At 42.5% G+C, this 15,287-nt stretch carries 14 protein-coding genes and 2 tRNA genes; 7 read left to right on the top strand and 9 right to left on the bottom strand.

What is annotated here, in order from left to right:
• Window positions 1-186 precede the first annotated feature (186 nt).
• The gene (locus ACFQZI_RS08095; protein ID WP_377140857.1) at window positions 187-1,449 is read left to right on the top strand and encodes a TCR/Tet family MFS transporter; all 1,263 of its coding nucleotides are present in this window, start codon (window positions 187-189) and stop codon (window positions 1,447-1,449) included.
• Here the strand turns inward: ACFQZI_RS08095 and ACFQZI_RS08090 are convergent.
• Together ACFQZI_RS08090 and ACFQZI_RS08085 are read right to left on the bottom strand one after the other, a co-directional pair.
• On the bottom strand, window positions 1,433-2,026 hold the full coding sequence (locus tag ACFQZI_RS08090) for a DUF502 domain-containing protein (protein ID WP_377140854.1): 594 nt from the start codon (window positions 2,024-2,026) through the stop codon (window positions 1,433-1,435). The two genes, ACFQZI_RS08095 and ACFQZI_RS08090, sit on opposite strands and share 17 nt — an antisense overlap.
• Before the next feature lie 73 nt (window positions 2,027-2,099).
• Entirely contained in the window at window positions 2,100-4,559 is a 2,460-nt protein-coding gene (locus tag ACFQZI_RS08085; RefSeq protein WP_377140851.1) for a bifunctional UDP-N-acetylmuramoyl-tripeptide:D-alanyl-D-alanine ligase/alanine racemase, read from the bottom strand.
• A gap of 58 nt (window positions 4,560-4,617) precedes the next feature.
• Here ACFQZI_RS08085 and ACFQZI_RS08080 point away from each other — a divergent pair, with 58 nt between their 5' ends.
• The 5 genes from ACFQZI_RS08080 (at window position 4,618) to ACFQZI_RS08060 (ending at window position 6,950) form a co-directional block, all read left to right on the top strand.
• Window positions 4,618-5,100: a regulatory protein RecX gene (locus ACFQZI_RS08080; RefSeq protein ID WP_377140848.1), complete on the top strand. Its 483-nt coding sequence runs from the start codon at window positions 4,618-4,620 to the stop codon at window positions 5,098-5,100.
• Between the two features lie 98 nt (window positions 5,101-5,198).
• Window positions 5,199-5,271, top strand: a tRNA-Gly gene (locus tag ACFQZI_RS08075).
• Between the two features lie 50 nt (window positions 5,272-5,321).
• A tRNA-Leu gene (locus tag ACFQZI_RS08070) sits at window positions 5,322-5,406 on the top strand.
• A 60-nt stretch (window positions 5,407-5,466) separates the two neighbouring features.
• The gene (locus tag ACFQZI_RS08065) at window positions 5,467-5,976 is read left to right on the top strand and encodes a hypothetical protein (protein ID WP_377140846.1); all 510 of its coding nucleotides are present in this window, start codon (window positions 5,467-5,469) and stop codon (window positions 5,974-5,976) included.
• Between the two features lie 71 nt (window positions 5,977-6,047).
• Window positions 6,048-6,950 carry a metallophosphoesterase family protein gene (locus ACFQZI_RS08060; RefSeq protein ID WP_377140843.1) on the top strand — a complete coding sequence of 301 codons (903 nt, stop codon included), beginning with the start codon at window positions 6,048-6,050 and terminating at the stop codon, window positions 6,948-6,950.
• A 42-nt stretch (window positions 6,951-6,992) separates the two neighbouring features.
• Here the strand turns inward: ACFQZI_RS08060 and ACFQZI_RS08055 are convergent, their stop codons facing one another.
• Both ACFQZI_RS08055 and ACFQZI_RS08050 read right to left on the bottom strand, forming a co-directional pair.
• Window positions 6,993-7,424, bottom strand: a complete 432-nt coding sequence (locus tag ACFQZI_RS08055; protein WP_377140840.1) for a VOC family protein — start codon at window positions 7,422-7,424, stop codon at window positions 6,993-6,995.
• 158 nt (window positions 7,425-7,582) lie between these two features.
• Window positions 7,583-8,176, bottom strand: a complete 594-nt coding sequence (locus tag ACFQZI_RS08050) for a dihydrofolate reductase family protein (RefSeq protein ID WP_377140837.1) — start codon at window positions 8,174-8,176, stop codon at window positions 7,583-7,585.
• A 353-nt stretch (window positions 8,177-8,529) separates the two neighbouring features.
• On the opposite strand from ACFQZI_RS08050, the gene ACFQZI_RS08045 reads away from it, so the two are divergent.
• Window positions 8,530-9,465: a hydroxypyruvate isomerase family protein gene (locus ACFQZI_RS08045; protein WP_377140834.1), complete on the top strand. Its 936-nt coding sequence runs from the start codon at window positions 8,530-8,532 to the stop codon at window positions 9,463-9,465.
• Here ACFQZI_RS08045 and ACFQZI_RS08040 read toward each other — a convergent pair.
• The 5 genes from ACFQZI_RS08040 to ACFQZI_RS08020 form a co-directional block, all read right to left on the bottom strand.
• Window positions 9,462-11,579, bottom strand: coding sequence for a T9SS type B sorting domain-containing protein (locus ACFQZI_RS08040; protein ID WP_377140831.1), 2,118 nt, complete (start codon window positions 11,577-11,579; stop codon window positions 9,462-9,464). The genes ACFQZI_RS08045 and ACFQZI_RS08040 overlap by 4 nt on opposite strands.
• Window positions 11,580-11,631: 52 nt before the next feature.
• A complete protein-coding gene (locus ACFQZI_RS08035) occupies window positions 11,632-12,831 on the bottom strand; it encodes a hypothetical protein (RefSeq protein WP_377140829.1) in 1,200 nt (399 codons plus the stop codon).
• A 70-nt stretch (window positions 12,832-12,901) separates the two neighbouring features.
• The gene (locus tag ACFQZI_RS08030) at window positions 12,902-13,711 is read right to left on the bottom strand and encodes a helix-turn-helix domain-containing protein (protein ID WP_377140826.1); all 810 of its coding nucleotides are present in this window, start codon (window positions 13,709-13,711) and stop codon (window positions 12,902-12,904) included.
• A gap of 85 nt (window positions 13,712-13,796) precedes the next feature.
• Window positions 13,797-14,681: an oxidoreductase gene (locus ACFQZI_RS08025; protein WP_377140823.1), complete on the bottom strand. Its 885-nt coding sequence runs from the start codon at window positions 14,679-14,681 to the stop codon at window positions 13,797-13,799.
• A 103-nt stretch (window positions 14,682-14,784) separates the two neighbouring features.
• On the bottom strand, window positions 14,785-15,219 hold the full coding sequence (locus ACFQZI_RS08020) for a GNAT family N-acetyltransferase (RefSeq protein WP_377140820.1): 435 nt from the start codon (window positions 15,217-15,219) through the stop codon (window positions 14,785-14,787).
• Window positions 15,220-15,287 lie beyond the last annotated feature (68 nt).

Below are 15,287 nucleotides of genomic sequence, written 5' to 3'. Positions count from 1 at the left end.
TTCCAAATATTATCTAATAATTAATACAGAAGTTTAACTTATTAGTTGTTATTTTACAGTAATGGATATGCTTACCCAACCTATAAAGAAGGCTGCCCTGCCTACTGCGCGAAGTTTAAAAAATGAGAAACAATACGCCGGCAAATCTACTTATAACAATAGTTTACATTAATTGCCGACATATTTATGGATCAACCCGTACAACACGGCAAGGCTGCTTTAGGATTTATCTTCATCACCATATTTATTGATGTACTGGGTTTGGGCATTATCATCCCTATTTTGCCTAAATTATTAGAAGAGTTGGCCAACGTTGATATTAGCATGGCCAGCCAGTATAGCGGATGGCTTACGTTCACCTACGCGTCTATGCAGTTCCTTTTCGCCCCTGTTTTGGGTAACCTAAGCGATTTGATTGGCCGCCGGCCGGTTTTATTATTCTCGCTATTTGGGTTTGGTATCGATTATCTTTTTATGGCCTTTGCCCCCACTATTGCCTGGCTTTTTGTAGGGCGATTAATAGCCGGTATAGCAGGCGCAAGCACCACTACAGCGACAGCCTACATTGCCGACATTAGCACAGGCGAAAAACGTGCCACCAACTTTGGTTTAATAGGCGCGGCAACGGGGCTGGGGTTTATATTAGGCATTGGTTTAGGTGGCTTTTTGGGCGATTATTGGATAAAACTACCTTTTATAGTTGCTGCAGGATTGGCGTTGTTGAACGCCTTCTATGGCTTTTTTGTACTGCCCGAATCGCTAACCCTAAGAAACCGCCGCCGTTTTGAGTGGAAACGTGCTAACCCGGTTGGCTCGTTACTAAGGCTAAGAAAATACTCCATGGCCATAAGCACGCTAATTACAGCTTATACCATTGTTTACATAGGCCAAAAAGCTATTGAAAGTGTGCTGCCTTTTTATTTAATAGAGAAATTTCAATGGACCTTACCAAGTATTAGCGCGTTAGGGATTTTTATCGGTTTGCTGATAGCTGCCATACAAGGCGGCTTTGTACGATGGACCATCCCCAAATTTGGGATGCGCAAAAACATACTTGCAGGTATAACCTTTTACGGCATTGGCTTAATTTTTATTTCTTTTAACAATGTGGGCTGGTTAATGTATGTGTATATGATACCTTATTGTCTGGGTGGTATAGGCGGCACGGCATTGCAGGGCTTTATATCTGATAATGTTCCTGCCAATCAGCAAGGCGAACTACAGGGTGCCCTGGCCAGTTTGGTAAGTCTTACAACCATCATTGGCCCTTTGATGATGACCACCCTATTCCACCACTTTACTATTAAAGGTGCCTCGGTTTACTTCCCGGGGGCACCATTCCTGTTAGGGGCTGTTTTGATGTTTATTGCTATAATTCTTACGATACGGAGCTTTAAAAAGAAAGACCCTAAACTACTGCCGCAAAACGCGTCTACTCCAGGCCGCTAACCCCGCCGGAGATAACAAATTTCATAACATCGGCCGCGCTGCGATCAATAGGTTTTACTTTATCGGCCGATACAATTACCACCTGCCCCGCGAATGAATACGACATAGGGAAATAGACAGCAACCTCGCCCGGCAGGCCAATTGCCTTCATATCTTTCTGCACCAAAAAGCCTATCTTCTTTAAGCCAAATTCATTCACCTCAACTAAAACAGGTTCGTTAAACTTTTTTTCTTCACCTACAAACGCCTCGGTAAGGTCCTTTATGGATGAATACAGGAACTTAAACAAGGGCAGGCGGTTTAACCAGCGGGCAAACCATCTTTTAATAGGATCGGTAATTACATTGGTCACCAATATACCGGCAACCATGATGATGACTACCACATTAAGGATACCTAAACCGGGTATATATAAAGGTTTCCCCTGGCTATCTACTAATATTTCGCTGCTTAGGTTAAGGGCGGTATCTATACGCGATATGATCCAGAAGATGAGGAAAAAAGCGGCGCCAAGCGGCACTACAATCAATAATCCTTTTACAAAATAATTAAGCAGTGCACGAAAAAGTCTCTTCATCAATAATTTGTGATTTAGTGAATGACTGATAATGATTGATTTCCATATCAATTAAAAATCCGCACATTCACATCTACTCGTAAAAGTACACCCTTTTTACCCTTTGCGAAACGTTTGTTAATATTTCGTATGGGATGGTGCCAATTTGCTGGGCAAGGTCCTCTATCCTTTGCTGCTGGTTAAACACAATAACCTCATCGCCCTCTTTTACTTCCACATTGCTTACATCAAGCATACACATATCCATGGTAATGTTACCAACCGTTGGCACAAGCGTACCATTTACCAGCATTTTGCCTACGCCATTGCCAAAGGCGCGCAGGTAACCATCGGCGTAACCAATGCGTACTGTGGCTATTTTACCATCGGCCTTTAAACTGCCGTTGCGGCTGTAACCGATGGTTTCGGCAGCGGCCACCTTCTTAACCTGCGATACCGTGGTTTTTAACGTCGCTACAGGCTGCAGCCCGGTATCTTCTCGCGGAACAGCGGCATCCACGCCATACAGGCCTATGCCAAGCCTTACCATATCATAACGGGCGTTTGGCCAGCGGCTAATGCCCGATGTATTGCTGATGTGTTTAATAACCGTATAGCCCAAAGCATCTTCAATTTGTTTAAATGCTGTTTCGAAAATATTGATCTGCTGCATAGTGAACATATCGTGCAGTTCGTTATCGCTGGCCACAAAGTGCGAGTAAACAGATTGTACGCGGATGTACGGGTTTATTTCCAACAGGTCGCAAAGCGGCTCAACCTCAAACGCTTCAAAGCCCACACGATGCATGCCGCTATCAATTTTAATATGGACCGGATATCCTAACACCTCCTCTTCCTGCGCAAATTTTACAAACTCATCAAGCAGGGTAAAGCTATAAAGGGCTGGCTCTAACTTATATGTTACCAACTTATCATAAGCCAGGGGTTCGGGGTTAAGCACCATTATTGGGAGGGTTATCCCGGTTTCGCGGAGGGCTATTCCCTCGTCGGTATAGGCTACCGCAAGGTAATCTACCTTGTTATATTGCAGCATATTAGCCACTTCGAAAGTGCCGCTGCCATAGGAGAAGGCTTTTACCATAGCCATGATCTTTACACCGGGCTCCAGTTTGGCTTTGTAAAAATTAAGGTTACTAAGCAGGGTGTTCAGATTTATTTCCAGTATGGTTTCATGCGCCTTTTGTACCAGCGCGCGGCTTATTTTTTCGAATCCGAAACTACGCGAGCCTTTTATAAGAATAGTTTCTTCGTGCAGGTGTAACTTACTCAGGTCTTTAAGTAAAGATGCCGTATCAGCATAAAAGTGCTTTTGATGTACATCAAACAGCTGTTTGTATTCCTGTAAAAACGTGCCTACTCCAATAAACCTATCTATCTGTTTCGCACTCACTAATTGCGCAACCTGTTTGTATAAGGCCTCTTGCTGCAAGCCCGATTGGTAGATGTCTGACAGGATAAGTGTCTTTTTTTGATGCTGGTTTTGCTGGTTTAAAAAGTTGAGCGCTATCTCCAGCGACTGTATATCTGAGTTGTATGAATCGTCGATGATAGAGCAATCGTTTATACCATGCTTCAATTCTAAACGCATACTTACGGTTGATAAACGTTCAATGCGTTCGTCGGCGTCAGCCGGGCTGTAACCCATGGCCAGCATGGTTGCCCAGCAAACAATGGCATTCTCTACCGATGCTTCATCCCTAAAGGGCACCAGGCACTCTATTTCCTTCTCTTTATAAATGGCGCGCATATAATACTTGCCTTGTATCGTTGTTTCGCTAAACACATACAGGTCGGCAAGGTTAAATTGGCGGCTCCATACAAAGCATTCGCGGCTTTTTAATTCTTCGTGATGATCGAGCAAGGCCTCATAATTGTAAACTATTTGTTTGCAGTTCTTAAATAGCTTTAGCTTTTCTATCAGCTTGTCCTGGGGTGTTTCAAAGCCCTCATCATGTGCGGTTCCCATGTGGGTAAGCACCCCTATAGTTGGCTGAATAATAGCTTCCAGCCTGTCCATTTCACCCGGTATGGATATGCCCGCTTCAAATATGCCAAGGTTATGCGTATCGTTTATTTGCCATACCGATAGCGGCACCCCTATTTGCGAATTATAACTTTTAGGATTACGTACAATATTTCTTTCGGGGTTCATTAACTGATAAAGCCACTCTTTTATAATGGTTTTTCCGTTGCTGCCGGTAATACCTATTACATCCAAATTAAACTGTTTTCGGTGGTGCGCTGCAAGTACCTGCAAAGCGTCTAAAACATTTGCCACCACCAGGAAATTAGCATCGGGCATAATAGTATCCGGCTGGTGGTTCACTACAAAATTACGTACGCCCGCGGTATAAGCATCAGCAATAAAATCGTGCCCATCGCGGCGGCCATCTAAAGCGAAGAACAGAGAGCATGTGGGGTTATTTATACGGCGGGTATCAGTAAGTAAAATGCTGATGGCAGCGTCACTTACAATTTCGCCGGTTGCAGTTATAATGTGTTTAATTTCGTTTATGGTGTACGAATTTTGCATGATACGAATTTGCTTATATTTATATGAATAGAAGAATTTTTAACGATTTTTGGTTTTGATGGAAACCCCTAAAAAAACAAAAATTACCGATGTAAATGTTGCTATGGCCAAGGCCGAACATTATTGCGCCTACCAGGAGCGTTCGCAGCAGGAAGTGCGCGATAAACTTTACGATTGGGGTTTATGGACAGATGCAGTAGAACATATTATTACCCGGCTTATTGAAGAAAACTTTTTAAACGAAGAACGCTTTGCCAATGCCTATGCAAAGGGTAAGTTTAACCAAAAAGCCTGGGGGAGAATAAAGATAAAGCAGGGCCTTAAATTAAAAAATGTATCGCCTGTATTGATTAAAAAGGCGCTTTTGCAGATAGATGCAAGCGACTACATGGATACCCTAACCCGCATAATAGATAAAAAGGCGTCTACTATGGCCGAAAAAGACGCCTACAAACGAAGATATAAATTGCAGCAGTATGCTTTAAGCCGCGGTTTTGAAACCGACCTTACAGCTGAGGTTTTGAAAAACAGAGAGTTATAAAAAAGTTTTAAAAAAGTTTAATTTTTCCTTGCAGAACGTTCATTTCTGTCTATATTTGCACTCCCGCAAACGCAGTAATGCTAAGCAGGAACACCAATGCGAAAGTAGCTCAGTTGGTAGAGCACGACCTTGCCAAGGTCGGGGTCGCGAGTTCGAATCTCGTCTTTCGCTCAAATCCCTTTCTAAACAGAAGGGATTTATTTTTAAAAGGTTAATCACCTGCTCAGATGGTGGAACTGGTAGACACGCAGGACTTAAAATCCTGTTCCCGTTAAAGGAGTGCGGGTTCGATTCCCGCTCTGAGTACAAAAGCCCGATGCATGTCCGCATCGGGCTTTTTGTTGGTAGTTAAGACAAATCTATTATATGAAGAACCTGTGTATCCTGTTGTTTATCTTAACAATTAGTTTTTCATCAAACGCGCAAAGTAATGTTACTGCTATTAAGTCCTTCTCTTTAAATGAGATCATCAGCCTTTTAGAAAAAACATCAGGTAAAAAACAGTTAGACTCTATTTTTTCATCCCATGGTTACTTGTTTGAAAACAAGGGGTCGGTTTATGCGCCGAGTGTTAACGGGCCCGTAAAAAATGCTTATACATTGCGTTATAAACAAAATACCTTTCGCGTTATTATAAGCTATTTTAATAATACACCTTATCTCGTGAATTATTTTGCGCCAGGCGACGAAGAATTGGATAAACTTTTACTGGAAATTCATGAAAAGGGTATACAGCTGATTACGGCGCCAAACTCCAAGACAAGTTCATATGGCGAGTATCAGAAATACCGGATCAATATCTACAATGGTAACAGGAAGGTGGTAAGCATAGCCGATGTGGCTATCACCCAAGCCAATCAGTTAGTACCTTTTTAACCTGCCCTTACCCAACTTAACAATTATTTAAAACCCAGCTCTTATGTTTGCTTCATTACATCTGCAATGAAATGGAAAGAAGATCGGCTTTAAAAAATATTGGAGGTTTGTTGTTAGCCCCTGCCCTAACCTTCCCGGCTATGGCGGCAGAACGAAAATCTGTTTTAAGGATAGCGCACCTGACAGATATCCATCTCAAGAACAAATTTGATGCGCCAAAAAGGTTTGAGAGATGCCTGCACCATGTACAAAAACAATCGCCAAAGGTTGATCTGATCCTGAATGGCGGCGACGTAGTTTTCGACATGAATAAGGAAAATTTATCAACCATTGATGAGCAATGGAAGCTAATGAAAGGCATTATGGCAAACGAATGCAGCATACCCGTAAATTACTGCCTTGGTAATCACGACATTTGGTGGAACGAGGATGATAAGGGGCAGGCGCTTTATGGTAAAAAATACTCCATGGATCAGCTAAAGCTAACCTCGCCTTATTACAGTATCAGCAAAAACGGCTGGAAGATCATTGTGCTGGACAGCGTTCATCTTGATATTGACAATACCTGGTATATTGGTAAACTTGGCGACGAGCAGTTTAACTGGCTGGAGCAGGAACTTAAAAGCACAGCGGCTACCACTCCCGTACTGGTCATGTCGCACATACCCATATTAACCGCTACCAATTTAATTGAAGATAATATTGTAAACCGATGGACGATGTACGGAGGCGATATGCATACCGACACTGCTAAGATCATTAACCTGTTTTATAGGCACCCTAACGTAAAACTTTGCCTGAGCGGACATATCCACTTGCGCGAAAAACTGGTTTATAATAACGTTACCTACATTTGCGATGGCGCGGTATCCGGCGCCTGGTGGGAAGGAAACCGCCGGGAAACTGCTCCCGGCTATGGCCTTATCGACCTGTACAATGATGGTAGCTTTGAGGAGCGATACGTAAATTATTAATAAATGCCCTTTGTGTTTTAAAGGGCATTTATTATTATCAGTTTAACTTTCGTTTGGGTCGAAATCTACCATCCACTCAATGCCGTACTTGTCCCTAAATGAACCGAAATAAGTTCCCCAGGGGCTGTCGCCAATGGGATATTCTACTTCGCCGCCTGCTGAAAGCCCGTTAAATAGTTTGTCGGCTTCTTCTTTACTATCTGCAGAAATAACGATCTTGCTCCTATTCTCGTTTTCGTTTGTAGGGCCCATAAACTCAGGTACGTCATTGGCCATGAGTACACTGCCGCTGCCTATGGGCAAAGCAATATGCATGATCTTGTTCTCTTCCTTTTCAGATACCTGGAAATCGTCGCTTGCAAGATCCTTGAATCGGATAACTTTAGCGAACTCGCCGCCAAATACTGATTTATAGAAATTGAAAGCTTCTTCTGCGTTTCCGTTAAAGTTTACATGAGGATTAATAGCTGGCATAATTTTATGTTTATGTTTTTAAGTTGTTTAAAAGTGGTTCTTTAGCATTACCTATAAATATACTAACAAATACATGAGCGGCTCATTCAAAGATAAAATGAATAGCAAGAATTCAGGGTGCATTCATGACAATAAACGGGCGCTTCGCGACATTAAGATCACTCGCCTACCGTACCTGTTTTTACGTCACCTGCCTTATTGTAATTTACCATAATAACGCCCTTTGAAGTAATTGTACTTTCTGCAATAGTAAAGGCCGCTGGTATGGCGCCATCATTAAACAGCCTCTTACCTTTACCTAATGTTACTGGGTGGATGTTGAGCCAGAACTCATCAACCAGGTCGTGCTGCATTAAAAGCTGAACCAGTTCGCTGCTGCCCCAGATCTTAAGATCGCTGCCTTCCGATTGTTTAAGATTCTTAATATCATCAACTCCCTTAAGGAATACACAGTTACTCCAGCCCGACTGTGTGACGGTGGTAGATAATACATATTTGGTTACCTCGTTTACGCCCGGCCAATGCTCGGCATGTTGCGGCCAGTACGACTCAAATATGTCGAACGTTTTCCTGCCCAATAAAAAATCAGCGGGTTCCAATTGCTTTTGCATGGCCTTGCCCGATTCTTCGTCGCCGTAAGGTGCGGTCCAGCCGCCGTATTTAAAGCCGTTTGATGGATCTTCCTCCGGGCCACCAGGTGCCTGCATTACGCCATCTAAAGTAATGAATGATAGAACAATAATTTTTCTCATGATGGTTGTCTTTGATGATAATCCAAAGATAAACCCAACATGTAACTTGTGTAAGGTAGTTTAAGGACAATATAAGGGGTTGATCGCGACTTAAGGGGGCTTCGTTTTCAATGTCATAATCCCTATCTTTTTAATTATGATAGTATATTTAATATTGCAATAAGAATGCTGTTTTATCAGATAACTTCTTACAGTCCTCATAAATAGTAGTATCATTTATCAGGAACAGCGCACTAAAAAAGAAATCCCGTTAACCCGGCAACATCAATATATCATGGTACATTATAGTAATTATTATAAAAAATGTGATATTACGGGTTCTAAATATGCAAGTACACACAAATCTACTACCCATGAACAGAAGCACTTTTTTAAAGAATAGCGCGTTAGCAGCAGGAAGCATACTGGCAGGAAACGCGGTTTTGGCAAGCAGTACCACCAGTTGTAACACCGGGACAGCCATTGCGCCTGGCAAGCCTTTTAACATGAATTATGCCCCGCATGATGGCATGTTCAAAAATTCGGCAGGTGTTGACTTTTTGGATCAGATAAAGTTCATGTATGATCAGGGCTTTCGCAGTATTGAGGATAACGGAATGAGCAGCCGCACACCGGCCGAACAGGAAAAAATAGGCAATTTGCTGGCTAAGCTGGAAATGAAAATGGGCGTTTTTGTACTCGATAAAGGGGGTAACGGGGCAAATACCTTAGCCGATGGTAAGCAGGAACATATAGATATTTTTTTAAAGGGATGCCTCCAGGCGATAGAAGTATCTAAACGTTGCGGCGGCAAATTGGCTACCGTTGTGCCCGGCGATTTTGCCCGTAACCTGCCGCTTGATATACAGAACGCCAATGTAATAACCGCCCTGCGCAAAGGGGCCGAGATATTGGAGCCGCACGGCATTGTTATGGTGCTTGAGCCGCTGAGTGATACACCCGACCTGTACCTTCGTACATCGGCACAAACATACCTAATATGTAAAGGCGTTAACAGCCCAAGCTGCAAAATATTGTATGATATGTACCACATGGCTAAAAATGAGGGTAACATCATTAACAATATCAAATTAACATGGGATGAGATTGCTTACTTCCAGATAGGTGATAATCCTGGCCGTAACGAGCCAACCACCGGCGAGGTAAACTATAAAAACATCTTTAAATTTTTGCACGAGAAAGGGTACAAAGGAATTTTAGGCATGGAACATGGTAACTCGCGCCCCGGCAAAGAAGGCGAACTGCGGGTTATTGAATCTTACAGAGAAAGCGACAATTTCCTGCCCTAACGCAGTATGGTAACACTGCCGCTTATAAATTGGTTATAGAGGTTAATTATATAATAGTAAACACCCGCGGGCAATTGTTTACCGTTATAGGTACCATTCCAGGTATTGGCATAATTGCGGGCGTTAAAAACCATTTTACCATTCCTGTTAAATATTTGCAGGGTGTTATCCTGAATATCTAAATTTTTTACTACCCATGTATCGTTTATACCATCATTATTGGGGGTAAATGTATTGGGTATTACCAGGTCGGACTTTAGCTTTAGAGCAATGGTGGTTTCATCAGTACAGCCGTTTGCGTTGGTAATTTTTAGTGTATAAGTAATGTTACTCATGGGGGTGGCAGAAACTGATTTGGTATCTGTACTGCTTAAATAGATGGCCGGCGACCATTCATATTTAACGGCATCGTTAGCCGTAAGTATTACTGTTGCGCCTTGCTCAACTACTGTGGTTGTTGTATGTATCACAGCAACTGCCTTGTCATAAATTACATCTATTTGCTTTAATTCGCCTTCGCATCCTGTATTGGCAATGGCCACATAAAAAGTTGCGCTATGGTCTAAAATTTCAGTCTGGTAATTACCGCTTGTGTTTTTAATTAACAAGATTTTGTCTGCATCATACCAGTTATAAGTTTGACTACCCGTTGCACCATGTGCACTTAAGGCGGCACTTCCAATATTGCATAACACTACCTTTTCCGAAACGTCATGGATAACGCCTACGGGAGTTTGCAAAATTGTAACATCGGCATTATAACTAACAGGGTTTCCCCCTGCTAAAGCACTAAGCTTTACATTATATGTACCTGCCTGGCTAAACTGGTGTACCGGATCTTGCTGGGTTGAGCTGTTGTTTACGCCCGACGCCGGATCTCCAAAATCCCAGGTAATATTGCTAAGCGAAGAAAGGCTTGTACGTAACTTAAACTGGGTGGGCATACTGGCACATACTCCTGTAACTCTAAATTCAAAACCTGTAAAGGTGCTTAAATTACCGGCAGGCAGGCCCAGCTGTGTTGTGCTACCATTAAGGTTTATGGCATTTAGTTGAAGATTACAACCAACACCTTGTAAATCTGGTGAGTTAATAGCGTGCAGGCTGCCAATGTCAGATTCACTTATGTAGATCTTCCCGTTGGTTGCAATCTGTACTGCACCCAGTTTACTTATGGTTGCTAACTTTGTACTGCTTGTGGCTATATTGCTTGTTGCAAATGGCAACTTTATTTGGTACAGGTTGGCAGGATTAAAAAAGTTATACTCGCTTAAATAAAGTAGTTGTCCGTTCGGCGAGAATTCAATCCCATACGGGAGAACTCCTGAAGCGAAACCAGTTATTTTTTGCGCCCCAGTGGTTATTATGCCTGTGTTGGCATTAAAGTTTAATAATTCTAAAAAACCGCCTGCCTGGTTTATTCCGCCTGTGGCAATCATTGTACCATCGGGCGATGCCTTGAACACCCCTATGCCAATAGTGTTTGCCCCGGGCAAGCCAATATAAGATGTTCCCGCAAAGGATGTTACCGGGGCGCCTACACCGTTTTTTGTCACCGGCCACGCGTAAAACATATCAGAACCGGTGGCGTGTCCTATCAACCAAATATCCTTTCCGTTACCGTGCTTAATGGCTACCATCTTTTCGCTGCTCTGCTGAGACAGCAACCGGCTATTCTTTACGGTTACACCCCCAAGCCCGCCATTTAGCGTCATATCAACAATGGAGTAATCGAGATGTTCGTTACCGTATACGCCTGCGGTAAAAATATAATAAATATTATCGTTCTCGGGCGCAGGCGTTATAACTAATTGTGCTGATGAAACATTACCGGAAAGCCCTGTACCGTTATTCATTACATTGTGCTGCTTGTCCCAAACGGTTATACCATCAGTATAAAACAACAGGTTGCCGTCGATATCTGATATGCTTCCGCAAGCCTCGCTTGTTCGCAACTTGCCATTTGTGACTGCTTTTACAGGTAGTTGGTTAAAATCAAGGCCGCCAAAATTCCCAAAATACCAGTTGTTGTTTTGATTTTGTGCATATACCGGGAAAGCATATAGCCATAAGGAAAGAATGACAAGTATAGGTTTGGCCTTAAACAGGTGCATCCACTAATATAGTAATACAATTGCGTAACAAGAAACACTCAAAATCAAAATGTTACTTACCTGCCGGCTCATAAGCATACACCACATGGTAAGGCGTGCTTTTTAGTTTGGCCGATAACTGGCCAATAGAGAGATTCTCTAATTGTGGTGTAGGCTCGCATATGGAATAGGTTTTGCCTTTGTAAACAATGGGGTCGCCCACCGGCTTGTTAAACTCTACGGCCATGGTAATATGTGTTGGATACAACAAGGCAATCATAGGCAGGTTGTAAATTTCTTTCACCAGGTAAAAAAACAAGGCTGCCCTGTCATCGCAGTCGCTATAGGCTGATGCAAGGGTTTCTCCCGGCGAGAGGCGTTTTTCGCGGCCGAAATTCTCATTATCATTCTCATATAGGAATGCGTAGCGGGTAAAGCGCATCAGGTAATCAACACCTTTATGCTCATCCATGCCCTTCATGTTTCTTTTTAGTAGCGGAATGAGCGATCCATAAGTTTCCTTACTAAGCGGTATGTTGAAATAAGTTTCGAAACTTACCCCGGGGTAGTTGTTAAAAGCCTTTTGTTGATCGGTATTGAGCTTTACTTTGAAATGGTACTTTTTACGGTCGTACTCAAAAGACATTTCTTTCTCTACATCATGCTCAGGTTTAAACTCGGGCATCATAGTAACCTTGTATGAGAACGCTTTAGTAGCTTCGGCTATGGGGATATTTACCGGTATAGGCGGGTCATCGTTCAGGTCAGCCTTTGCATAATCGTGATAGTTTAAGCAAACAAATTGTTTACCATCAACCATAAAAAATGGGATATCGCTTATATCCTCGTTATTATAAATGTAAAAGATTACTTTTTGATGGGCGAGTGCCAGTCTCGCGTCATACCCCGATTTATTAAGCATAAACCATTTGTAAAAGGTGTAGCTGCCATAGTTAATTTCCTTTGGGCTAATTTGCTGTGCGACCCTGCGAATGAGCTGATAATAAAGCCAATCGTTAAGTTTATGCTCTTGTTTATAAGCTAAAAGCGAATCAATTATCGGCTGGTACTTGGCTCCGTTAACTGTATTATAATTCTGTTTTAAAACATTGCTGGTAAGTTGAATTGGCAAATCAACTATAACAGATCCATCAACCTTAACTGTGAATGGGTCTTTATAAAAATCAACGCGTACTTCCCTGCCCTGCCCCTTTGCTAACGCAAACGGCAAAATAAAAAGCAGGGTAAAAAACAAACGTGACAGCCCGCGCATGGCTTATAATTTGGTTACATTAAATATACATTGCATTAACGTTAAATTAACACAAAATGTATATTTATTTTTACAAACGCGATGGTGCTACACCGTATTTGTTTTTAAACGCGTAGGAGAAGTGTGAAAGATCTTCAAAACCAAGGTCTATGTATATATCTGAAGCTGACTTCCCTTTTTCTTTTATAAGATAATAGGCCTCCTGCAAACGGCGCTGCTGCAGCCACCGGCTGGGTGTAATATGGTAAATCTTCTCAAAATCGCGCTTAAAGGTGGCCAGACTGCGGCCTGTGAGGTAAGCAAAGCGCTTAAGCTGAACGTTAAAATGAAAGTTCTTCTCCATAAAGCCTTCCAGATCTATTTTGCCGGGCTCGTTAAAATCAAACAGAATATCCTTTATTTCGGGCTTACTTTGCAGCAATATCAGTATAGCTTCGCGGAGTTTAAGGTCCTGCAATTTATCATCAATGGTAATATCAGCCGATTGGTACGGAATGATAGATTCCATAAAGCTTTTGTATAGCGGCTGAGGCGGTAGTTTTATTGCTGCGTCGCCTCCCGCATAGTGGCCGGTCGCCTTAAAGCCATACTCCATGCTAAAATTGCGGAGGGTTTGCTGATCGAGATATACGGAAACCGACTTGAAATCGCCGTTTGGCGCCGGGATCTTCAAAAATTTAACCAGATTATTACGCCTGATAAATCTAAAATCGTCTGGATTAAAAACTATCTCTTTTTGCCCGTCGCTCATCATCATGGAACCGCTTATCTGGTATCCAAATATATGCTCGGGCACAAACTGCTCGCCCTCGCGGTTACGCGTATGGTAACACGAATAAGCCATTTTAGGGCGCTCGCTATGTAGTTGTTTTGTTGGCATTTTAATATAAAAACAAGTTGATGAGGTGACGAGCAAAGCTACGCATAGGCAGCATCACTATCACCCGATCAACCATTGCAATTAATTATTTTTTCAGGGTTAGGAATCTCTTACCAAATTCTGTATCCAGAAAATTTGGTGCACCGTCCGCATCGGTACTAATACTGGTATTTTCCCATTTTTCCAGTTCCCTCAATTTTGCCGCCTCAGAGTGTTTAACGATTGCTACCGCATCGCTGCCAAGCAAAAGATGTAATGGTGGCTCCGGGTTATTAACCACATCTATCATAACCCTGGCGGCTTTATCAGGGTCGCCGGTGGGTTTGTAGCTACCACTTTTAAACGCTGTTACGCGCGCGTCTACGGTAGTTTCATAACCTTCTACATGCGGGGCATAGGTCATAGAGTCTCCCGCCCAATCTGTTCGGAAACCACCCGGTTCAACACATATTATTTTAATGCCTAATGGCGCTACCTCTACAGCTAAACTCTCGCTAAACCCACTAAGGCCAAATTTCGCTGCCTGGTAAATGCTTACACCACCACTACCTACCCTACCGCCTATCGAACTTATTTGCAGGATATGGCCGCTTTTTTGTTTACGCATGTAGGGTAATACAGCACGAGTTACCTCTATGGGCGCGTATAAATTTGTTTCTAACTGTCTGCGCACCTGTTCGTCTGTATAAGCTTCTACAGCACCGGTTATACCAAAACCGGCATTGTTTACCAATACATCTATTTTACCAAAATGGGCAACTGTATCTGAAATGGCTTTGTGTACCTGGGGGTAATTTGTAACATCCAGCTTTACAGGATACACCTGGCCCGGATATTTATCTTCAAGATCTTTTAAGCTATCGGTATTGCGTGCGGTTGCGGCAACTTTATCGCCTGCTGCCAATACGGCTTCTGTAAGGCTGCGCCCTAATCCGCGGGAGCTGCCTGTTATAAACCAAACTTTTGTCATTGTTTTAATTATTAATTGTTTAAGACAAAGGTAGGCCGGAATAGCAACTCATGCTTTGCTAAAAAGCTCAAGTTAGTTTGTTAAAAAGTTCACCTAAATAAACTTAACTTTTATCTTTTAGCTTAAGGTCATTCACATCATCCAATAAAAAACAATGCGTAAAGTTTGTCATACCTGTTTTAGGATAATAGTTTACAGCCGCCGGCGCTGCAAGCAATATCAGTTTGGCTTTTGGCGAGTGTAACTTAGTTTCGGCAATTAAGCGTACGCCTATACCCATTTTTTGATAGGCGCTGTCGACCGCCAGATCGGATAAGTAGGTGCAAAAAGCAAAATCTGTTAACGCGCGCGAAACTCCTACCAACTTGCCATCTATACGGGCGGTTACAATAAGATTGGCATTTTGCAGCATATCTTGTATGCGCCCGGCATCATCAACAGGGCGGCGCTCGGCAAGTGTACTACGGTTCAATACATCAATAAATTCGTCGGCGCCAAGTGTTAGTTCGCGCTGAAATACAACATCTGAAACGGACATCTTAATGTTTTTAGGGTTAACGGTATCCAAATATCTAAATAACAACCAATGTACTTATTTCCAAATAC

This window comes from Mucilaginibacter lutimaris, assembly GCF_042676625.1.
GTDB classification, from domain to species: Bacteria; Bacteroidota; Bacteroidia; order Sphingobacteriales; family Sphingobacteriaceae; genus Mucilaginibacter; species Mucilaginibacter lutimaris.
Note: the sequence above shows the minus strand (reverse complement) of the source record. Positions and strands in the feature narration are given on the sequence as shown.